Raw genomic sequence first — 21503 nt, forward strand, 5'->3', positions numbered from 1 at the left:
CGGGCCGTTACCCTGTCTTCATCATCCTGCGTTCGGGTTCAACGCCATTCTTGGCCTGATCGGACTGGCAGGCATCCTGATGCGCAATACCCTGATCCTGACCGAACAGATCAAGGAGAATCGTGCTGCCGGCCTCGATGACTATCACGCCGTCATCGAAGCCACCGTGCAACGCACCAGGCCGGTGATCCTGACCGCACTTGCCGCCGTGCTGGCCTTCATTCCTCTGACGCATTCCGTGTTCTGGGGATCGATGGCCTATACGCTGATTGGCGGCACGGCAGTTGGCAAGGTCCTGATCCTGCTGTTCCTTCCTGCGCTTTATGTGGCCTGGTTTCGCATCAAGCCAGCCCCGGACGAGCTCTATGAGCGTTCGGCGAAGGATGCAGAATTGCGAACAGCAATCGCCGCCGAGTAGGGCTCGGCGAAATCTATCCCTGCTGCGCCGTGGGTGCCTGGCTAGATAAGCCAGGCACTGCGTGGTCTCGCGGCGGCCTTATAGTTCAAAAAAAGAATGTGTGCAGCAGCATGGAAATGCGCCAGCGATCCTGTCCTAGAACAGCCGAAAACGCGGCCTTATACGCAGGATTTAGACCAAATTATTTCCAAGTACGAGGACGGGGCCTGTCGTCCAAGTCACGGCACGTGAGCATCTAATCGCTTGACGAGTTCAAAAAAAGAACTGTAGGCTGCGCACGAGATGGCCGAACGCAACGGCCGCGACGTGCCGGATTTACGGCTGGACCTGTTCTGCGCGATGCCTCTTCGCAAAGGGCGCGACGAGCCGCCACCGGCGCAACAAAACAAAGCCGCACACTCGAGAAGGGGTGCAAGTTTGGGAGGACGCAATGCTGGTGAGATGGAAGATCGTCGCGGCTCTGGCTCTATTCCTGAGTGGTCCCGCATTCGCCGCCGACGAGCCGGGAATCTCTGCTACCGAAATCAAGATTGGCGGGGTTTTTCCCTTCAGCGGACCGGCATCATCGATCGGTCTCGTGGGCAAGGCGCTCATGGCCTACGTTCAGGCGTTGAACGACCGCGGCGGCGTCAAAGGACGCAAGATCAACTACATCGCCTATGACGACGGATATAGTCCTCCCAAAGCGGTGGAGCACGTCCGCAAGCTCGTTGAGAGCGACGAAGTGTCGTTCATGTTCGGCCAGCTCGGAACCCCCGGCATCTCAGCCACTGCAAAATACCTGAGGGCCAAAGGGGTACCGAGTGTCGCCATCGTCAGCGGCTCGTCCAAGTTCACGGACGTCGCCAATTATCCGCTGATCACCACGGGTCTTGTCAGCTACGACACCGAAGGAAAAATCTACGCCAAATACCTGACGAGAACGCTACCGAACGCCAAGTATGCCATCCTCTATCAGAACGACGATCTCGGCAAAGATTACCTCGCTGCCTTCAAGGCGTTTCTCGGCAAGGATTTCGACCGCAAGGTCGTCAGTGCTTCCTACGAGGTCACTGAACCGACGATTGATTCGCAGATTACCAATCTGAAGAGCTCGGGTGCCGAGGCCTTGGTGATCGCCGGGACGCCGAAGTTCGCGGCGCAGGCCATCCGGCAAGCTTCGGTGATCGGCTGGAAGGCGACCGTGATCATCAATTTCCCGTCCGGATCGGTCGGAGGCACGCTTGCACCGGCCGGGCTCGACAAATCGGTCGGCGTGATGGTCGGCACGACCAACAAGGATGTCCTGGACGAGACATGGAAGGACGATCCGGGCATGCGGGCTTACCGGGCATTTTTCGACAAGTATCTGCAGGGCGCCGATATCACCAACGGCAGCTATCTGACCGGCTATCAGCAAGGCGTCCTGCTCGAGCAAATCCTCAAGCAATGCGGTGATGATCTGTCGCGGAAGAATATCCTGGCGCAGGCGAAGAACCTGAAAGACGTCGTCGTTCCGACTGTGCTGCCCGGGATCAAAGTCAACACCAGCGAGACCGAGAACATGATCTGGACGCAGATGCGGCTGCAGCGCTGGACCGGCACGACGTGGCAAGCGTTCGGAGACGTCCTGGACGCCAGGTCCGAGTGACGCTTGGCGCAGCCCGTTCTATCCATCCGCGGCAATTCAGGAGATCGTTTTCGATGTCGACGAAGCCATTGACGTTTGCGCCAAGGGAGCTCTCCGTCGAGCGCCGGACCGACGGCACGCTCATATTGAGGTCGCCGCTCGAATTGGGGCCATGTGACTGGCGCGTCACCGATTTTCTGCCGCGCTGGGCAGCCGCGGCTCCGCAGCGAATATTCCTCGCACAGCGCAATGCCAAAGGGGGATGGGACGAGATCACCTATGGCGAAGCATGGTCGCAGGTCCAGGCGGTCGGCCAGAGTCTGATGGACATGGGCGCAAAGCCGGCTGACAGGCTGGCCGTGCTTTCGGGCAACTCCATCGAGAACGCGGTGATCTCCTTTGCGGCGATGTCGATAGGTGTCATTCTGGCGCCTATATCGCCGAACTACACGCTGATGCCCGGCGGCCTTGCGCGCCTCAAGGACATCGCGCAGGTGCTGCGTCCGAACTTCGTTTTCGTTCAGAGTGGACGCGACTTTTCCGCGGCCCGTTCCATTCCCGAATTGGCAGACTCGACCTGGATCAGCGTCGATGGCGCGCCGGAGACGACGCCCTTCCGGGTCCTGACGGATCGAACGGACCGTGAAGGATTCACGCGTGCGTCGGGTGCAATTCCCAGCGACGCCGTTGCAAAAATTCTCTTCACCTCCGGTTCGACCGGCCTGCCAAAGGGCGTGCTGAACACGCATCGCATGATGGCGAGCTCGCTGCAAATGGGGAGCCTGCTGGTGTCGCCTCCGGAGGCGCCGGTTCAGGTCGAATGGCTGCCGTGGCACCATACGATGGGCAGCAACGTCATTCTTCACGGCATTCTCAGGAACGGCGGGACGCTCTACATCGATGACGGTCGGCCGCTGCCTCAGCTCTTTCACAAATCGGTGGCGAACCTCAAGGAGATCTCGCCGACGGCGATGTTCAACGTTCCCGCCGGCTATAACCTGTTGTGCGATGCCATCGAGAACGACTTCGCCCTCGGCGCCAGCATCTGCAAACGGCTGGATCGATTGAGCTACGCGGGGGCTGCCATTTCGCAAGGAACGCTCGAAAAACTCTATCGGCTGACTTCATCGGTCACGGGCCGGCGGATTCCGGTGATGTCGGGGTACGGGACGACCGAAACGGCGCCGACAATCAGCACGACGCATTGGGCAACGGATCGGCCGGGCGAGATTGGCCTTCCCGCGCCGGGCGTGCAGCTGAAACTGATCCCTGTTTCCGACACGTACGAGGCCAGGGTCAAGGGCCCCAACGTCACCCCCGGTTATCTCGGCAGAGCCGATCTGACGGAGAAGGCTTTCGACGAGGAGGGGTTCTACCGCATCGGCGACACCGTGTCGTTTATCGATCCCGAGAAGCCGGAGTTCGGTCTGCGTTTCACCGGCAGAATTTCGGAGAACTTCAAGCTCGCGAACGGCACCTGGGTTGCGATCGGCAATATGCGTGCCGCCATCCTGGCCGCAACGCGCGGCGTCCTACTGGACATTGTCGTTGCCGGAGAAAACCGTGATGCCTGCGCGCTGCTATGCTGGCTGAATCCAACCGAGGCGGCGCGGATTTCGAACGCGCCGGCTGCGGATTTGACCTGCGACCCCAAGGTGATCGAATTCCTGAGACATCGTTTGCAGGAATACAATGAGGCCGTCGGAAGCAGCGAAAAAATCTGCACGTTCACCCTGCTGAAGGATCCGCCCTCATTGGCCGCGGGAGAAATCACCGACAAGGCCTATGTCAATCAACGTGCTGTGCTCAAGCACCGGGCTGAACAAGCGGACCGTCTCCACTGCAACGAACCCGACGCAGCCGTGATTCGAGTCTGATTCAGTGCCTGACGCCGGTGGCCGGCTCAAGCGGCGCTGCGGCGCGCCTTTGCCTTCGGCTTGTCAGGTGCGGCTGTCGTCAGCGGGCTTTGGGCGCCGGGGCCTGGATGGGTATGAACCTCCTTGGCCGAGAGCGGCTCGCCGCATTCAGAGCACACCATGACCGGGTCGAAGTCCTTTCCGCACTTGCGGTGCTGGTGCAGCAGCGGCCGGCCGCGCTCGTCGACCATGTGAGTGTCGCCCCAGTGCACGAGCGCCATCATGATCGGATAAAGATCGAGACCCTTCTGGGTCAGGATATATTCGTGCCGCTTTGGCGCCTCCTGGTAGGGAATGCGGCGCAGAATGCCCTGCCGGACCAGCTTCTTCAGCCGTTCGGCGAGGAGATGACGTGTAATTCCGAGCGCCGACTGGAATCCTTCGAAGCGCCGCGTGCGCAAAAAACATTCGCGCAGGATCAGAAGGGTCCAGCGGTCACCGATCACGCCGATGGTTCGGGCCATCGAACACGGCTCTTCCTCCAGTTCTTTCCACTTCATCCGTATTCTCCAGTCATCCCAGCGAGACCCGCTCGAATCGCTGCCGAGGCCGCCATGTTTGCCTTGCATTCTAGATAGGTACTGAATTCCAAACAATACCCGATGAAACGGTCAAACCAGCATAAATCTAGCCGAATTTGACAGTTCGTTTTTAGAACTGTAGAAGTGAGAACAGGCAAGCCATGCGATTGGATCGCCGGTCCCTGACCATCCAATACGCTCTGCGGGAGAAAGCGGTCATGACCCTCAAGGTTGAATTCCAGTTCGATTTCGGCAGCCCAAACGCGTATCTGGCGGAGGTCGCCATCCCCGGGATCGAGCTGCGGACCGGGGTAAAATTCGAGTACGTCCCGGTCCTGCTCGGCGGGATCTACAAGGCGACCGGCAACATGTCCCCGTTCGACTCGCTTCGCGGGATCAAGAACAAGCCGGAATACCAGGCGCTCGAGACCCAGCGGTTTATCCGCCGCCACAACATCACGAAATTTCGTCAGAATACCTTCTTTCCAGTCAACACTTTGATGCTGATGCGCGGCGCCGTCGCGGCCCAGTTCGAAGGCGTATTCGAACCCTATTTCCGCGCCGCCTATCATCACATGTGGGAGGAGCCCAAGAAGATGGATGATCCCGAAGTGTTCCGGACCGCATTTGCCTCCTCGGGGATCGACATCGACAGGCTGGTTACGCGCGCGCAGCAGGATGACGTCAAAAAGAAGCTGATTGACCTGACCAATGACGCGGTCGCCCGCGGTGCCTTCGGCTCGCCGACATTCTTCGTCGGTAAGGAGATGTTTTTCGGCAAGGATCAACTCCGGGACGTCGAGGAATCGATCGTCGAACAGACCCGGCAGCCCGTTTCCAAGACCGGCTAGTTACCGACTTGCGGTCCGTGCGGGTTGAGGCGAAGGGCTGACGGTAAGCCGGAGTTTATCCTCAGCCCGTCGGCAGAAAAACAATCCAGGAGAGTGAAATGGCTGGTCCGCTTAGCGGCGTTCGTGTCCTCGATCTGACCGGCGTGGTGTCGGGCCCGTTTGCGACCATGTTTCTGGCGGACCAGGGCGCCGACGTGCTCAAGATCGAGCCGATCGGTGGCGATATCACCCGTCGCAGCCGGGCCACCATCGACAAGGACGGCGAGTTCTCCGCGCTGTTCATCTCGTCCAACCGCGGCAAGCGTTCGCTCTCGATCGACGTCAAGAGCCCCGCCGGGCACGAGGTGCTGGCCAAGCTGGTCGCGCAGGCCGATGTTCTGGTGCAGAACTTCCGGCCCGGCACCATGGAGCGCCTCGGCCTCGGCGTCGAAGAACTGCGCCAGCGTCATCCGCGCTTGATCTATGTCTCGATCAGCGGCGTCGGCGACACCGGGCCCTATGTGAAGAAGCGCGTCTACGATCCAATCATTCAGGGCCTGTCGGGCTTTGCCGATATCCAGTCGCAGCCGGTCACCAATCGCCCGCAGATGATCCGCACCATCGTGTGCGACAAGACCACCGCCGTGTTCACCGCGCAGGCGGTGGCGGCGGCGCTCTACGCGCGTGAGAAGACGGGGCAGGGGGATCATATCCAGGTCGCGATGCTGGACGCGATGATTTCCTACCTCTGGCCGGAAGGCATGATGCAGTACACGGTGGTCGGAGCCGAGGCCGCTGCCGCCGATCCCAACGACCGCCCGGATCTCGTGTTCAAGACCAGCGATGGTTACATCACGGCCGGCACCATCTCAGATTCCGAATGGCAGGGCTTCTGCCGCGCGTCCGGCGATCCCGAGCTCGCCAACGATGCCCGGTTTGCGACCCCGTCCGCGCGTTCGGTGAACGCCACGGCGCGCATCAACAAGATGGCGGAGTATATCGGCCGGCACACGACCGCCGAATGGCTGGAGCGGTTGGACGCTGCGGATGTCCCTTGCGCGCCGATCCTGCGGCGCGGCGAGATCATCCACAATGAGCAGGTCGTGGCGCGAGGAATCATCGCGGAGTTCGACCAACCGAAGGTCGGTCGTGTGCGCCAGCCCAAACCCGCGGCCCGCTTCGAGGTCAACCAGGCTGCCATCGGCGGACCGGCCCCGCGCGTCGGGGAGCACTCGCGCGAGGTGCTGCGCGAACTGGGCTACGATGATGGCGCGATCGACGATATGGTCGCTGCACGGAGGCTACGCGTGGCCATGTAGGTCGAAGCGCTTCGCGCGTCCGGCGAACGGTTCTCAGGCCTTGGCAGGCGTCGGTTTAATTGGTGCGCGCGGAGCATTCGCGGCAACCGCTCGCTGGTAAGCCTCCCGGCTTCGCATGCGCTCGAGATAGGGCCGCGCATTGTCGCAGATGCCTACCCCGTAGGCGACCGCCCAGTCCAGGCACGTCGTCAGCAGGATGTCGGCGCTGCTGAATCGCTCGCCCATGATAAAATGTCGGCCGTCGGCCAGCGCGACCTCGACATGGCGCAGCTGCGCCCGAAAGTATTCTGCGGCTTGAGCTACGACCTCCGGCGCGACGCCGTAAATTGGGCCGAGCGCATCGGCGCTGTGACGGCGCATCACATACAGGCTAGTCGAGTCGAGCTCGGTGACGATAAAGAAGCACCATTCCAGCCACGCGGCATAGTCGCGGGTGGATTCAGGGATCAATGCACGCTCCGGCGTTGAGTACATCCGCGACAGATAAGCGACGATCGCGGCGCTCTCGCCGATGCGGAAATCACCGTCCTGCAGCAGCGGAATCTTCTGGCGCGGATTGAGCCTGGTATATTCGGCGGTCTTGGTCTCGCCGGTCCGTGGGCCGATCGGTTTGATCTCGTAGGCCAGCCCCAGCTCGTGCATCGCCCAGTGCGGCCGAACGGTGCGGCTTGTCCCGACGCCCCACAAAGTGAGGTCTGGATTGTCGCTCATGTCACCATTTCTCTACGGCGGGGCGAAGATCGAGTTCATGGGTCCAGCCGTCGCGGCTTTGCTGATGGGCAAACCAATACGCTTCGGCAATTGAGGAGGTCTTGGTCAGGCTGTCGGGCGGGATCTCACTGGCCTCGATCCCCCTGGCCGCTTTCATGCGCTGATGAATAGCCTCGCTATCGACGCCAGCGTCGATGATGAGATGGACGACGTGAATGTTCTTGGGCCCGAGCTCGCGCGCCATCGCCTGGGCCAGCGCGCGAAGGCCGAATTTTGCCGACGAGAACGCGACAAATCCCTTGCTGCCCCGGATGCTTGCGGTCGCACCGGTAAAAAGAATGGTGCCGCATCGGCGCGGCAGCATGACGCGCGCGGCTTCGCGTCCGACCAGGAAGCCGGCGTAACAGGCCAGCTCCCAGGCCTTGAAGAAGAGCTTTTCGGTAGTCTCCAGCAGGGGCTTGTTGACGTTCGAACCGGCATTGAACAGGCAGATCTCGATCGGACCGATGTCGCGCTCGACGCCCGCGAATAGCTTCTGGACTTCTGCTTCCTGACGGGCGTCGACGCTGAAGGCGTGGATGTTGTGGCCTTTCGCCCTGAGCTCGTCGACAAGCGCCTGAGATTTGGTCGGATCGCGTCTGCAGATGCAAATAGTGTAGCCGCCGCTGGCAAACCGCCGCGCAACGGCAGCGCCGATGGCATCACCCGCGCCGACCAGCATCGCGACCCCGCGACTTTCTCCCATGCTGCCTCTCCCATAAGTTCTTATTTGATACGCTAGGGGTATCGGTTGGAAGTCCGGTTGTAAACGGTGTTCTCAAGAGCGCTGGAACAGGGCAGTAAGCTTGCCGTTTTCTGATCCGATCGTGACAACAAAATAGCGATTGACGAGTTCTAAAAAAGAACGCATGTTTCGCTTCGAGGCGCAATGCTGAAAAAGGCGCCGATGTTTTTCAGTCGGGAGGCGGTTAGTCGTGGCGAAGCTGTCGCAAGCACTCGGTCTCGATCAAACCGCTTTTCGGTTTGCTGGCCGCATCGACCAATCGACAGATCGCCATCTTGCCAAAGCGGTGGACCAGATCGGGCCGATCGAGGACTGCGCCACGACCATGGTAGCCTCGATCGGCGCGATGGCGAATCCCGATCGTTCTGGTCTCGCTCAAAAAATGTGGTCCACCAGGGCCGATAGAACTGCTTCGCACACAGCGCGCCTAACCTAACTGGGAGAAGTTCCTTGAAAAAGAGAAATGCAACCGTCGCCGTGATCGGCGCGGGCGATTTCATCGGCGGCGAGATCGCCAAGAAATTTGCCTCCGAGGGCTTTACTGTCTTCGCGGGTCGCCGCAACGGCGACAAGCTGGCGCCGCTGGTCAAGGAGATCGAGGCTGCCGGCGGCGAGATCCACGCACGTTCGCTCGACGCGCGCAAGGAGGAGGAGATCGTCTCCTTTCTGAGCGACGCCGACAAGCACGCACCATTGGATGTCTGCATCTTCAATATCGGTGCCAACGTCAACTTCCCGATCCTCGAGACGACCGAGCGCGTGTTCCGCAAGGTCTGGGAGATGGCCTGCTACTCCGGCTTCCTCGCCGGGCGCGAGGCGGCCCGGCTGATGCTGCCGCGCGGCCAGGGCAACATCTTCTTCACCGGTGCGACCGCTTCATTGCGCGGTGGCAGCGGCTATGCCGCCTTTGCCAGCGCCAAATTCGGACTGCGCGCTGTGGCGCAGGCAATGGCGCGCGAACTCGGCCCGAAGAATATCCACGTCGCGCACCTCGTTATCGATTCCGGCGTCGACACCGAATGGGTCCGCCAGCGGCGCCTGGAAGCGCTCGGGCCTAATGCGCTCGACGATCCGGATCTGCTGATGCCGCCGGCCTCGGTCGCGGCGTCCTATTGGCAGCTGTATCAGCAGCCGAAGAGCGCCTGGACCTTTGAGCTGGAAATCCGCCCCTTCGGTGAGAAGTGGTAGGAAGCGCAGATGGAACTCGCACTGTCTCCCGAAGATGCGGCCTTCCGTGATGAGGTGCGCGCTTTCATCGCCGAAAACTATCCGAAGGAAATGCGGGTCCCTAATCCGGAGACCGACCTGACCAAAGAGCAATCGTTGCTCTGGCACCAAATTCTCTACGAGAAGGGCTGGATCGCGCCGCTTTGGCCCAAGGAATTTGGCGGCCCCGGCTGGTCGATCACCCGGCGTTTCATCTTCGAGCAGGAGACCAGCCGGGCCGGGACGCTGCCGCCGTTGGCGTTCAGCGTCACCATGGTTGGTCCGGTCATTTACACCTTCGGCAATGATGCCCAGAAGCAGAAGTTCTTGCCGCGGATACTGTCGGGTGAAGACTGGTGGTGCCAAGGCTATTCCGAGCCGGGCTCAGGCTCAGACCTCGCCACCGTCCGGACCAAGGCTGTGCGCGACGGCGACCATTACATCGTCAACGGTCACAAGACCTGGACAACGTTGGCGCAGCACGCCGACTGGATCTTCTGCCTGGTGCGTACTGATTCGAGCGCCAAGCCTCAGGCGGGCATCTCGTTCCTCCTGATCGACATGAAGTCGCCAGGCGTGACCGTGCGTCCGATCATCACGATCGACGGTTCGCACGAGGTCAATGACGTCTTCCTCGAGGATGTCCGCGTTCCCGTCGAGAACCTGATCGGCGAGGAGAACAAGGGCTGGACCTACGCAAAATTCCTGCTGGGCAACGAGCGCACCAGCATGGCCGGGATCGGCCGGTCGACGCGCTACCTCGACCGGTTGAAGAAGATCGTGAAAGCGGAGATCGCAGCGGACGATCCGGCGCATCTCGAATTTCGCAAGGAGATCGGCCGGCTCGAGCTCGATGTGCTCGCGCTCGAGGCCACCGAGCTGCGGGTCGTTGCCCAGATGGCGCGCGGCATCGATCCGGGGCCCGCGGCCTCGCTGTTCAAGATCCGCGGCACCGAGATCTTCCAGGGCATTACCGAGCTCACACATCGTGCCATCGGCAACTATGGCCTGGCGCTTCGCGAGCAACCGTCGGGCGCAAACCAGTTCATGCCGGGTGCCGATTACGGCCACACAGCGTCGGAGAAATACCTGAACGCGCGCAAGCTCAGCATCTACGGTGGATCAAACGAGATCCAGCGCAACATCATCGCCAAAGCGGTGCTCGGTCTCTAGCAACAGCGCAACAAGAGGATCGGATGGATATCCAGTTCACGGAAGAGCAGGAACTGTTGCGCTCCAGCGTACAGCGTATGCTACGCGACCAATACAGCTTCGAGGCGCGCCGCAAGATCGTGGCCAGCGAAGAGGGCTGGAGCCGCAAGCAGTGGGGCGCTTTTGCGGAGCTCGGCCTGCTCGCCGCGCCATTCTCCGAGGAGAGCGGCGGACTTGGTGGCGGCCCGCTCTCTACTATGATCGTTGCCCAGGAGTTCGGCCGCCACCTTGTCGTGGAGCCGTACGTGGAGACGGTCGTGCTGGTCGGCGGCTTGATCGAGCAGGCAGGGACGAAAGAGCAGAAGCAGGCCTTCATTCCCGATATCATCGCCGGACACAAGATCTGGGCGCTGGCCTGGACCGAAAAAAACTCGCGCTTCGATCTCGCGAATGTCGCGGCCACGGCGCGGCGAGAGGGAAAGGACTACACGCTTAGTGGTGAGAAGACCGCCGTCATAGCGGCGCCTTGGGCCGATTATCTCATCGTCTCCGCCCGGACTGCCGGCAAGCGCGACGATTGTGGCGGCGTCAGCCTGTTCGTCGTCGACGCCCGGGCGGCGAATCTCGAATTGCGGAGCTTCAAGACCATCGACGGCCGCCGTGCCGCGGAGATCACTTTCCGCGATGTGCGCGGCGAGTTGCTCGGCAGCGAGGGCGAAGGCGTCGCCCTGCTGGAAGGCTGCCGCGACAGGGCCATCGGCGCGCTCTGCGCCGAGGCGGTCGGCGCGATGGCCGAACTGAACTCTGCGACGCTGGAATACGCCAAGGCCCGAAAGCAGTTCGGCGTCACCATCGGCAGCTTCCAGGTGTTGCAGCACCGGATGGTCGACATGTTCATCGCGCATCAGGAGGCGCTTTCCCTGATGCAGCATCTCAGTCTCAGCCTCGGTGCCGGCGAAAGTGGCATCTCGCGCCTCGCCTCCGGCGCCAAGTCGAGGGTCGGCTATGCCGGCAAGTTCATCGCCGACCAGGCGGTGCAGCTCCACGGCGGCATGGGCATGACCGACGAATTGAACGTCGGTCACTACTTTAAGCGAATCTCCTCGATCAATATCCAGTTCGGCGATCCCGCTCACCACTTGCTGCGTTATGTGCAGCTCGACGCGGCAGCGTAACCAAAGAGGCAGCCATGACGACAGAGGCAGTTATCGTTTCCACCGCCCGCACCGGCGTCGGCAAGGCCTATCGCGGTGCGCTGAACAACACCGAGGGGCCGACCATGGCTGGCCATGTGATGGCCGAAGCGGTGAGGCGCGCGGGCGTTGAGCCGGACGAGGTCGAAGACGTGGTGATGGGTTGCGCGATGCAGCAGGGCACCATGGTGATGAACGTCGCACGCAAGGGGGCGGTTCGTGCCGGCCTGCCGGTCACCGTCGCCGGCACCACGATCGATCGGCAGTGCGCCTCCGGCCTGCAGGCGATCGCGGTCGCGGCCCGCTCGATCATGCTGGATGGCGTCGAGATCGCGATCGGAGGCGGCATCGAATCGATCAGCCTGGTGCAGAACGACCACATGAACAGGTTCCACGCCGTCGACGACGAGCTGATGGCGATGAAGCCCGAGATGTACATGTCGATGCTCGACACTGCCGAGATTGTCGCCGAGCGCTACAAGATCGGTCGCGACCGGCAGGACGAATACAGCCTCGAATGTCAGCGCCGCATTGGTGCCGCGATGCAGGCCGGTCGCTTCAATGACGAGATCGTCCCGATCACAACGACGATGGCCGTCGTCAACAAGGACACCAGGGAGGTCTCCTATCAGCAGGTGACGCTGTCGAAGGACGAAGGGCCGCGCCCCGAGACCACGGCGGAAGGACTGGCGAAGATCAAGCCGGTATTCGAAGGCAAGACCATCACGGCCGGCAATGCCAGCCAGCTCTCCGACGGAGCATCGGCCTGCGTGCTCATGAGCGACAAGACCGCCACCAAGAAGGGCCTTAAGCCGCTCGGCATCTTCCGCGGCTTCGTCGCCGCCGGAGTCGAGCCGGACGAAATGGGCATCGGTCCGGTCGCGGCGATCCCGCGCCTTCTCAAGCGCCACGGCCTGAGGATCGATGACATCGATCTTTGGGAGCTGAACGAAGCCTATGCTGTCCAGGTGATCTACTGCCGCGACAAGCTCGGCATCGATCCGGACAAGCTGAACGTCAATGGCGGCTCGATCGCGATCGGCCATCCCTACGGCATGACGGGCAGCCGGCTTGCGGGCCATATCCTGATCGAGGGGCGGCGGCGCAAGGCGAAGTACGGCGTGGTGACCATGTGCATCGGCGGCGGCATGGGCGCGGCCGGCCTATTTGAACTCGTCAACTGATCGGAAAGCGGAGAAAGCGCACGTGAAGACAGCAATCACTGAACTGTTCGGCATCCAGCATCCGATCATCCAGGGCGGCATGCATTATGTCGGCTTTGCCGAGCTTGCCGCCGCGGTCTCGAATGCCGGCGGTCTCGGCATCATCACCGGCCTGACCCAGCGGACGCCGGAGCTGCTGGCGAAGGAAATCGCGCGCTGTCGCGACATGACCGACAAGCCGTTCGGTGTGAACCTGACCTTCCTGCCGAGCTTCACTGCACCGCCTTATCCGGAATATATCGCCGCCATCAAGGAAGGTGGCGTCAAGGCGGTGGAGACCGCCGGCCGCAGCCCGGAAGCGTACATGCCCGCGCTGAAGGCTGCCGGCATTAAGGTGATCCACAAATGCACTTCGGTGCGGCATTCGCTGAAAGCCGAGAAGATCGGATGCGACGCCGTCAGCGTCGACGGCTTCGAATGCGGCGGCCATCCCGGCGAGGACGATATCCCGAACATGATCCTGCTGCCGCGCGCGGCGGATGAACTGAAGATTCCGTTCGTGGCCTCGGGTGGCATGGCGGATGCGCGCAGCCTCGTTGCTGCGCTGTCGATGGGCGCCGCCGGCATGAACATGGGTACCCGCTTCGTCGCAACCAGGGAAGCTCCCGTCCACGCCAACGTCAAGCAGGCCCTCGTCAAAGCCACCGAACTCGATACCGTGCTGGTCATGCGCGCGCTGCGTAACACCGAGCGCGTGCTGAAGAACAAGGGTGTCGATCAATTGCTCGAGGTCGAGCGCGAGAAGGGGGCGAGCCTCAAGATCGAGGACATCCATGAGCAGGTCGCGGGTGTCTACCCCAGGGTGATGGTCGATGGTGACATGGATGCCGGTGCTTGGAGCTGCGGCATGGTGGTCGGACTGATCCACGATATCCCGACGGTGAAGGAGCTGATCGACCGCATCATGAGGGAAGCCGAGCAGATCATCCGGCAGCGGCTGACTGGATTTCTTAACGGTACTGTCGCCGATCTGGCCACGCGCGCCGTTGCTTGACAAAGGTTTGCATGCGAGCGCTTCAGTGCCGAGATCAATGCTCGCTGATCGCATTGAGCAGCGGATCGGCGTGACCGATTGATCTCTCAAGTCGGGGGGGGCGGGCTAGGCTGACAAGCAAGCTGAAATGTCGTTTTCACCGAGGAGCGGCCAATGAAGTACTATCTCTGCAAGTACATTCCGCCCCGGGCGGATTTCCTGGCGACCATGAGCGCCGCTGAGAAACAATGGATGAAGCAGCACGGTGCGTTCCTGGATGATCTGCTCGCAAAGGGGCAGATCGTCGCGCACGGTCCCGTCACGGACCCGCGTGGCGGTTATGGCGTGTCGCTCTATCAGATCCCGGACGATCTCGACATCGAGGCGGTCACCTCGGAAGATCCTGTCGTGAAGAACGGCGCCGGCCACTATGAGCATTACCCGATGATGCATTTGAAGGCGCGCGGCTGAGATCCTCCCCTGGACCAATTTGGCAGCGTGGGTGGCATGACCTTTGATCTGTGCCAGCACGGGTAGGCCATTGCGATCGGCGAGACAGCGTTTTGCAAGGATGGGAGCTGCGGCGCCGTCGGCATTGGCGGGGAGGCGGCCGGCGTAATAGTGCCGTTGGTGCGGAACGCTGCCTTCAATCCGGGAACTTGGCCGGACGGCGTGCTGCACGTCAAAAAAGTATCAGTTCACATCTGAAATGGTGGTGGCGTGCCTAGGTACTGGTCGCTACTCTGCCAGCGAGAGGAAGCGCTGAACCAATCAGCCGATAAGGGAGCGGAGGCGGATCATTACAAGCCGCACCGGCCTGAAGGGAGGGGACATGGAACCGGACCTGGAAGTTGTCCAGATACGGCGCGGCGAGTCATTCAAGGCGTGGTCGCACGGCTACCCATTCCACACCGTCCGCTGGCATTTCCATCCCGAGTACGAGCTCCATCAGGTCGTGGCCACCAGCGGACGCTATTTCGTCGGTGACTTCATCGGCGACTTCGAACCAGGTAATCTCGTGCTCACCGGCCCCAATTTGCCGCACAATTGGGTGAGCGATCTGCCGGCAGAGTGCGCCATCCCGCTACGCGGACGCATCCTTCAATTCAGCGAAGAATTCATCGGCGACCTGATCAAGGTCATGCCTGAGCTTTCGGGCCTTGCCGCACTGCTGGATTTTTCCCGGCGTGGTGCGCTGTTCACCCGCAGCACGAGCGATGCGCTCGTCCCACTCATGGAGGAGATCGTCACGGCGAACGGCGTGCGCCGGATCGAGCTGTTCTTGATGATCTTGGGGATACTCTGTCGCGCCGCCCGACAGGCGCGTCCGCTGTCCAGCCCAAACTATCTGCCCGATCCGTCCGGCTACATGTCGGCGGGAATGAACAAGGCACTCGCATTCATCCGGAAGAATCTGACGCAACCTTTCGGCGAAGCGGAGCTCGCTGCGATCGCCGGTCAATCGCAAAGTGCATTTTCGCGCTCGTTCCGCCGGCACACGGGCATGTCATTGGTGCAATATGTCAAGCGGCTGCGTATCAATCTCGCGTGTCAGATATTGATGAGCGACGAGCAGGCTTCCATCACCGACATCTGCTTCGAGGTCGGCTTCAACAATCTCTCCAATTTTAACCGGCAGTTTCTGGCCGAGAAAGGCATGCCCCCTTCGCGCTTCAGACGATTGTTGGCGCACAACATCGATGCGGCGCACGCGGCCTAGCCGCATAGGAGCAAAGAAGGAGGATCGTTACGGAAGAATGACGCGGACACGCCGACGGCGGTCCGCGACAGCGATCGTTCGACCAGAATTCTGCGCGGCTCCGAGCACCGGCGCTCATCGTGCCGTCGGAAACGGAAGCAGCGGGGCCTGACTTCGAAGGATCAACGACGACACCCTGACACCCAGTCCGGAAAGGAAGTCTGAAATGAGAAAGTTCTCTGCTAAATATGCGGGCACAATTGGCATAGCCCTCTCGCTGCTCGGCACAACAGCCATTTCTTCGCGGGCCGCAGAGGTGAAGAACGCGACCGTCGCCTTCCTGATGCCGGACCAGGCCTCCACCCGCTATGAACAACATGATTATCCGGGCTTCGTCGCAGAGATGAAGAAGCTGTGCGACAGTTGCAAGGTGATCTACCAGAACGCCAGCGCGGATGCCGCGCGGCAGCAACAGCAATTCAACTCGGTGATTTCGCAGGGCGCCAAGGTAATCGTGCTCGACCCCGTCGACTCCACTGCCGCGGCATCCCTGGTCAAGATGGCACAATCGCAAGGCAGCAAGGTCATTGCCTATGACCGGCCGGTCCCCGACGCCAAGGTCGATTTTTACGTGTCCTTCGACAATCAAGCCATCGGCAAGGCTATCTCCGAATCGCTCGTCAAGCATCTTAAGGCCGCCAACGCGACGGCGAAGGAGGGCGAAGGCGTACTCGAAATCAATGGATCGCCGACCGATGCCGCTGCGGGACTCATCAAGAAGGGGATCCACGAGGGGCTTGATAAGAGCGGCTATCCAATTCTGGCCGAATACGACACGCCGGACTGGGCGCCGCCGAAGGCGCAGCAATGGGCGAGTGGCCAGATCACCCGCTTCGGCAAGAAGATCCTCGGCGTCGTGGCTGCCAATGACGGCACGGGCGGTGGCGCAATTGCCGCCTTCAAGGCCGCAGGTATCGAGCCGGTGCCGCCGGTGACGGGCAACGATGCGACGATTGCCGCGCTTCAGCTCGTCATCGCCGGCGATCAGTACAACACGATCTCCAAACCCAGTGAGATCGTGGCAGCTGCGGCGGCGCAAGCGGCAGTGAAATTCCTCTCCGGAGAGATGCCCAAGGCGGAAGCTACGCTATTCAATGCGCCATCGAAGTTGTTCGTGCCGGCCGTCGTCACTCAGGAGAACCTGAAGGCGGAGATTATCGATAAGAAGATCCAGACGGCCGATCAGCTCTGCACGGGCCGATATGCCGCGGGTTGCAAGAAGCTTGGCATCACGCAGTGACGACGCCGGTCCCGGCCGCTTCCGGCGGTCGGGACGAACGATGAGAGGGCGAATTGGGACATGGCCACGATCTCGGACGTCGATGACGCGCAGGGCGGACCGCGCGAGCCGGTCTTGAGTCTTCGCGGAATTTCCAAGCATTTCGGCGCCGTGTCCGCCCTGACCGATGTTGATCTCGATGTGCATGCCGGCGAAGTCGTGGCACTTGTGGGTGATAACGGTGCAGGAAAATCCACGCTGGTGAAGATCCTTGCCGGCGTGCACCAACCCACCTCCGGAACGATCACGTTCGGCGGTGAACATGTTGTCCTGTCCGACCCATCCATGGCACTCGGCCTCGGCATCGCCACCGTTTTCCAGGATTTGGCCCTCTGCGAGAATCTCGACGTGGTCGCAAACATCTTCCTCGGCCGCGAGCTCAACCCGCTGCGGCTCGACGAGGTCTCCATGGAGCTTCGCGCCTGGACCTTGCTCAACGAGCTGTCAGCGCGGATCCCGAGCGTGCGAGAGCCCGTGGCGTCGCTCTCCGGCGGACAGCGCCAGACCGTGGCGATCGCGCGCTCGCTGCTGACTGAGCCGAAACTCATTCTGCTCGACGAGCCGACTGCGGCGCTCGGCGTTGCCCAAACCGCTGAGGTGCTAGACCTCGTCGAACGCGTTCGCGCACGCGGTCTCGGCGTCATCATGATCAGTCACAACATGGAGGACGTCCGCGCGGTTGCCGATCGGATCGTGGTGCTGCGCCTCGGTCGCAACAACGGCGAGTTCGATCCCGACGTGTCCAATCAGGATCTCGTTACGGCGATTACCGGAGCGGACGAAAATTCTGTCTCGCGCCGCGCCAGGCGGCGCCGCGCCCCTCAGTCGCCGGAGCTTGGGCGATGACCGACGACACGCAACCGGTTTCGACGGCGCGGTTGCTCGACCGCAGTGACGAACGAGTCAAGCACGCGGACACGCTTGGAAACATGATCGGCGCCTTTGTGGACCGTGTGCGGTCGGGTGATCTCGGAGCGCTGCCGGTGGTCGTCGGGCTCATCGTCATCTGCGCGGCGTTCGAGACTCTCAACCCTGTTTTTCTCGCGCCGAACAATCTGGTCAATTTGCTTTTCGATTGCGCGACAGTGGGTGTGATCTCGCTGGGCATCGTCTGTATCCTGATGGTCGGCGAGATCGATCTGTCGGTCGGATCGGTGAGCGGGTTCTCTTCGGCGCTCGTCGGCGTGCTTTGGGTCGCTCAGGATTGGCCGGTCGCCGTGGCGATCGTCACGGCGTTGGTGCTGGGCGCTGCCATCGGCGCGCTCTATGCATTTTTGTTCAATCGTCTGGGTATGCCGAGCTTCGTCTCGACGCTGGCCGGCCTGCTGACGTGGCTCGGCCTGCAGCTGTATCTGCTCGGCTCCTCCGGCTCGATCAACCTTCCGTATGGATCGACGCTGGTCAATTTCGGACAGATGCTCGTCATGCCGTCGATCGTATCCTACGTGCTGGCGGCGGTCGCGAGCGTGGTTATGTTCGTGACCGGCTACCGAACGGCCGCGCGCCGGCGGGCGGCGGGGCTATCGGCCAGTTCGCTTGGCCGCATGGTGCTGAAGGCGCTGCTGGTCACCATCGTGCTCGAATTCGTTGTCTATTATCTCAATCTCGGGCGCGGCATTCCCTGGATGTTTGGTCTGTTCGTCGGCTTGTGCGTGATCATGAATTACGCATTGACGAGAACCAAATGGGGCCGCTCGATGTCTGCCGTCGGCGGCAATCGCGAGGCGGCCCGTCGGGCTGGCATCAACGTTCGCCGGGTCTATTCGACCGCATTCATGTTGTGCTCCACGCTGGCCGCTGCCGGCGGCATTCTGGCCGCAGCGCGGCTGGCATCTTCCAGCCAGCAGGCCGGGACCGGGGATGTGAACCTCAACGCGATCGCCGCCGCGGTCATCGGTGGCACGAGCCTGTTTGGCGGCCGCGGGAGCGCCTATTCCGCGCTCCTCGGCGTCATCGTCATCCAGTCCATCGCGAGCGGCCTCACGCTGCTCGATCTCTCCTCGTCGCTGCGGTACATGATTACGGGCGCAGTCCTTGCCATTGCAGTCATCGTCGATTCGCTGGCACGGCGCTCGCGCCTTTCCCACGGCCGAGCTTGAACAACTCTCATAGGAAAAGGACAAGCCTTGGCCCAGGAACTTGCAGAAAAAGTCGCGGCGATCACCGGCGCCGCATCGGGCATCGGTCTCGAATGCGCTAGAACATTGATCGGGGCCGGCGCGCGGGTAGTGCTGATCGATCGGGCGGAGGAGGCGCTGAGCAGCGCCTGCGTTGCGCTGGGCGATCAGGCGATTCCTTTACGTATCGACCTCACCGATCCCCTGAGCATGGAAGAGATGATGCCGCAGGTGCTGGAGAAAGCGGGTCAACTGGACATCTTCCATGCGAATGCTGGTGCCTATGTCGGCGGCGAGGTGCTTGGCGGCGATCCCGACGCGTGGGACCGCATGCTCAATTTGAACGTCAATGCGCTGTTCCGGTCGATCCATGCGGTGCTGCCGCACATGGTTGAGCGCAAGAGCGGCGACATCATCGTCACCAGTTCGATCGCAGGTCTCGTGCCTGTCGTCTGGGAACCGATCTATACCGCGTCCAAGCACGCCGTGCAGGCTTTTGTGCATACTCTGCGCCGGCAGGTCGCGAAACACGGTTTGCGCGTCGGCGCCGTTGCGCCCGGTCCAGTCGTGACCGCGCTCATCAAGGATTGGCCCAAAGAGAAGATCGAGGAGGAAATGGCGGCCGGTGGCTTGATGCAGCCCGTGGAAGTCGCGCAGGCAGTGCTCTTCATGTTGACGCGCCCGAGAAACGTCACCATCCGCGACCTCGTCATTCTGCCGCAGAGCAACGATCTGTAACATCTTCCGATCGGCGATCCTGAGATGAACAAGCAACCCGATAACCGCCATTTCCTTGGCATCGATGTCGGCACCGGCAGCGCACGGGCCGGACTCTTCGACCGCTCCGGCAGGCTCCTGGCGAGTGACAGCGCCCCTGTTGCACTTTGGCGGGAGCCTGGCGACGTGGTCGAGCAGTCGAGCGAGGATATCTGGCGTGCCGTATGCCGCAGCGTGCGTAGCGCGGTGGTGCAGGCGGGTATCGCGGCGGACAGTATCGCTGGCATCGGCTTTGACGCGACCTGCTCGCTGGTGGTGCTTGGCGAGGCGGGTGTGCCGCTGCCCGTCGGGCCGTCCGGCGATCCTGCTCGCAACGTCGTTGTATGGATGGATCACCGCGCTGCGGATCAGGCGCGCCGTATCAACCAGTCGGGCGAGAAAGTTCTCGACTATGTCGGCGGAACGATCTCTCCCGAGATGGAGACGCCGAAACTGTTGTGGCTCGCCGAAAACATGCCCGAGACGTTCTCCCATGCGTGGCAGTTTATGGACTTGACTGATTTTCTCACTTGGCGTGCAACAGGGAGTTTGTCCCGCTCCATTTGTACCGTGACGTGCAAGTGGACCTATCTGGGCCACGAAGACCGCTGGGACGATCAATTCTTCCGCAGGATTGGCCTCGGCGTGCTGCCGGATGAGCAGTTCCGCAGGATCGGCACCGAGATCGTGCCCGGCGGGACCAGGCTGGCAGCGGGCCTGACGGCGAAGGCCGCGGCCGATCTCGGACTCGCGACGGGTACGCCGGTCGCCGCCGGCCTCATCGATGCACATGCCGGCGGGGTTGGTACGGTGGGGGCGCGCGGAGCGGCGGGTACGGTGCTCACGCGCATGGCCTATGTATTCGGAACGTCCGCCTGCACCATGTCGACCACACCGGACCCATCCTTCGTCCCTGGCGTTTGGGGACCTTATTTCTCCGCCATGGTGCCTGGGCTTTGGCTCAATGAAGGCGGACAGTCGGCCGCCCGCGCTGCGATCGAGCATCTGTTGCAGATGCATCCGAATTCCGCGCAAGCGACACAGGCTGCGGGCCAGAAGCAGCAGACGCTTGCCGATTGGCTTGCCTCGGAAATCGAATCACGCGGCGGTGCCGAAATGCTCCCGGATTTGGTCGGCCAGCTTCATGTCGTCCCCGAATTCCTCGGCAATCGAGCGCCGTTCGCCGATCCCGGCGCGCGCGCACTGATTGCGGGCCTTGATATGCGCTCGGATCTGGAGAGTCTGCTCGCGCTTTATCTTGCAGGGCTTTGCGGCCTCGGCTGCGGGGCCCGGCAGATCGTTCGCGCTCAGCAAGACAAGGGCATTGCGGTCGATACGATCGTGGTCAGCGGCGGTGCCGCAAAGAGCCGCCTCGTGCGGCAGGTCCTCGCCGATATGACGGGTTTGACGGTCGCTGCGCCAGCCTCTCCGGAGGCCGTCCTGCTCGGCTCCGCGATGCTTGGATCAGTTGCCTCGGGCGACCATTCCGACCTCAGTGAGGCGATGCAGGCGATGTCGGTCTTGGGAGACATCCATCAACCCCAGGCCGCTTTGGCAGGCTGGGTTGATCAGCGCATGGGAGCCTTCGAGGCTCTGCAGAAGGTCGGCCGGGCAATTAGAAGAGCTTCTTAGCTCTTGCCAACTGGACCCGGCACCAAGCACGGCATCTGACCCGGGCCGAGCCGCGATCCTAGACTATCCGCGGTTCGGAGAGCCCATGGGGCAAGTTCGTGAACG

At 61.8% G+C, this 21503-nt stretch carries 20 protein-coding genes and 2 pseudogenes; 18 read left to right on the plus strand and 4 right to left on the minus strand.

Annotated features, from left to right (window positions below):
* Positions 1–25: 25 nt before the first annotated feature.
* From IVB19_RS13485 to IVB19_RS13495, 3 genes and pseudogenes are all read left to right on the plus strand, one after another.
* Positions 26–418 (plus strand): annotated as a pseudogene (locus IVB19_RS13485) (efflux RND transporter permease subunit); the annotation flags it as partial.
* Positions 419–848: 430 nt separating this feature from the next.
* Complete coding sequence (locus tag IVB19_RS13490) at positions 849–2048, plus strand: ABC transporter substrate-binding protein (RefSeq protein ID WP_247821471.1); 1200 nt, start codon at positions 849–851, stop codon at positions 2046–2048.
* 53 nt (positions 2049–2101) lie between these two features.
* Entirely contained in the window at positions 2102–3904 is a 1803-nt protein-coding gene (locus IVB19_RS13495; RefSeq protein WP_247821472.1) for an AMP-binding protein, read from the plus strand.
* 26 nt (positions 3905–3930) lie between these two features.
* On the opposite strand, the gene IVB19_RS13500 is transcribed toward IVB19_RS13495, so the two are convergent.
* Complete coding sequence (locus IVB19_RS13500; protein WP_018458768.1) at positions 3931–4443, minus strand: winged helix-turn-helix transcriptional regulator; 513 nt, start codon at positions 4441–4443, stop codon at positions 3931–3933.
* Between the two features lie 239 nt (positions 4444–4682).
* Between IVB19_RS13500 and IVB19_RS13505 the strand changes: the two genes are divergently transcribed.
* A complete protein-coding gene (locus tag IVB19_RS13505) occupies positions 4683–5315 on the plus strand; it encodes a 2-hydroxychromene-2-carboxylate isomerase (protein ID WP_247821473.1) in 633 nt (210 codons plus the stop codon).
* Positions 5316–5413: 98 nt separating this feature from the next.
* Entirely contained in the window at positions 5414–6613 is a 1200-nt protein-coding gene (locus tag IVB19_RS13510) for a CaiB/BaiF CoA transferase family protein (RefSeq protein ID WP_247821474.1), read from the plus strand.
* 33 nt (positions 6614–6646) lie between these two features.
* Here the strand turns inward: IVB19_RS13510 and IVB19_RS13515 are convergent, their stop codons facing one another.
* Both IVB19_RS13515 and IVB19_RS13520 read right to left on the minus strand, forming a co-directional pair.
* Positions 6647–7324 carry a glutathione S-transferase family protein gene (locus tag IVB19_RS13515; protein ID WP_247455632.1) on the minus strand — a complete coding sequence of 226 codons (678 nt, stop codon included), beginning with the start codon at positions 7322–7324 and terminating at the stop codon, positions 6647–6649.
* A 1-nt stretch (position 7325) separates the two neighbouring features.
* On the minus strand, positions 7326–8069 hold the full coding sequence (locus IVB19_RS13520; protein WP_026233658.1) for an SDR family NAD(P)-dependent oxidoreductase: 744 nt from the start codon (positions 8067–8069) through the stop codon (positions 7326–7328).
* Between the two features lie 229 nt (positions 8070–8298).
* On the opposite strand from IVB19_RS13520, the gene IVB19_RS13525 reads away from it, so the two are divergent.
* The 7 genes from IVB19_RS13525 to IVB19_RS13555 all read left to right on the plus strand — a co-directional run bounded on the left by IVB19_RS13525 (position 8299) and on the right by IVB19_RS13555 (position 14326).
* Entirely contained in the window at positions 8299–8544 is a 246-nt protein-coding gene (locus IVB19_RS13525) for a hypothetical protein (protein ID WP_157643067.1), read from the plus strand.
* Positions 8545–8558: 14 nt separating this feature from the next.
* Positions 8559–9296 carry an SDR family oxidoreductase gene (locus IVB19_RS13530; protein WP_018458774.1) on the plus strand — a complete coding sequence of 246 codons (738 nt, stop codon included), beginning with the start codon at positions 8559–8561 and terminating at the stop codon, positions 9294–9296.
* Positions 9297–9305: 9 nt separating this feature from the next.
* Positions 9306–10487, plus strand: a complete 1182-nt coding sequence (locus IVB19_RS13535; protein ID WP_018458775.1) for an acyl-CoA dehydrogenase family protein — start codon at positions 9306–9308, stop codon at positions 10485–10487.
* Between the two features lie 23 nt (positions 10488–10510).
* Positions 10511–11641 (plus strand): acyl-CoA dehydrogenase family protein, encoded by a 1131-nt coding sequence (locus tag IVB19_RS13540; RefSeq protein WP_018458776.1) that lies wholly within the window; start codon positions 10511–10513, stop codon positions 11639–11641.
* 14 nt (positions 11642–11655) lie between these two features.
* Positions 11656–12843 carry an acetyl-CoA C-acyltransferase gene (locus IVB19_RS13545; protein WP_018458777.1) on the plus strand — a complete coding sequence of 396 codons (1188 nt, stop codon included), beginning with the start codon at positions 11656–11658 and terminating at the stop codon, positions 12841–12843.
* A 22-nt stretch (positions 12844–12865) separates the two neighbouring features.
* On the plus strand, positions 12866–13876 hold the full coding sequence (locus IVB19_RS13550; RefSeq protein ID WP_247821476.1) for an NAD(P)H-dependent flavin oxidoreductase: 1011 nt from the start codon (positions 12866–12868) through the stop codon (positions 13874–13876).
* A 153-nt stretch (positions 13877–14029) separates the two neighbouring features.
* The gene (locus IVB19_RS13555) at positions 14030–14326 is read left to right on the plus strand and encodes a YciI family protein (protein WP_085350863.1); all 297 of its coding nucleotides are present in this window, start codon (positions 14030–14032) and stop codon (positions 14324–14326) included.
* A gap of 24 nt (positions 14327–14350) precedes the next feature.
* Here the strand turns inward: IVB19_RS13555 and IVB19_RS13560 are convergent.
* A pseudogene (locus tag IVB19_RS13560) lies at positions 14351–14517 on the minus strand (acetyl-CoA C-acetyltransferase); the annotation flags it as partial.
* A gap of 170 nt (positions 14518–14687) precedes the next feature.
* On the opposite strand from IVB19_RS13560, the gene IVB19_RS13565 reads away from it, so the two are divergent.
* The 6 genes from IVB19_RS13565 to IVB19_RS13590 all read left to right on the plus strand — a co-directional run bounded on the left by IVB19_RS13565 (position 14688) and on the right by IVB19_RS13590 (position 21398).
* Positions 14688–15575 (plus strand): AraC family transcriptional regulator, encoded by an 888-nt coding sequence (locus IVB19_RS13565; RefSeq protein WP_247821477.1) that lies wholly within the window; start codon positions 14688–14690, stop codon positions 15573–15575.
* 205 nt (positions 15576–15780) lie between these two features.
* The gene (locus IVB19_RS13570) at positions 15781–16854 is read left to right on the plus strand and encodes an ABC transporter substrate-binding protein (protein ID WP_247821478.1); all 1074 of its coding nucleotides are present in this window, start codon (positions 15781–15783) and stop codon (positions 16852–16854) included.
* A 60-nt stretch (positions 16855–16914) separates the two neighbouring features.
* Complete coding sequence (locus tag IVB19_RS13575) at positions 16915–17739, plus strand: ATP-binding cassette domain-containing protein (protein ID WP_247821479.1); 825 nt, start codon at positions 16915–16917, stop codon at positions 17737–17739.
* Entirely contained in the window at positions 17736–18992 is a 1257-nt protein-coding gene (locus IVB19_RS13580) for a sugar ABC transporter permease (RefSeq protein WP_247299691.1), read from the plus strand. Before IVB19_RS13575 ends, IVB19_RS13580 begins: the two co-directional genes overlap by 4 nt.
* Before the next feature lie 27 nt (positions 18993–19019).
* Positions 19020–19748: an SDR family oxidoreductase gene (locus IVB19_RS13585; RefSeq protein ID WP_085350868.1), complete on the plus strand. Its 729-nt coding sequence runs from the start codon at positions 19020–19022 to the stop codon at positions 19746–19748.
* Between the two features lie 24 nt (positions 19749–19772).
* Complete coding sequence (locus IVB19_RS13590) at positions 19773–21398, plus strand: FGGY-family carbohydrate kinase (RefSeq protein ID WP_247821480.1); 1626 nt, start codon at positions 19773–19775, stop codon at positions 21396–21398.
* Positions 21399–21503 lie beyond the last annotated feature (105 nt).

Source organism: Bradyrhizobium sp. 187, from assembly GCF_023101005.1.
GTDB lineage: Bacteria > Pseudomonadota > Alphaproteobacteria > Rhizobiales > Xanthobacteraceae > Bradyrhizobium > Bradyrhizobium canariense_D.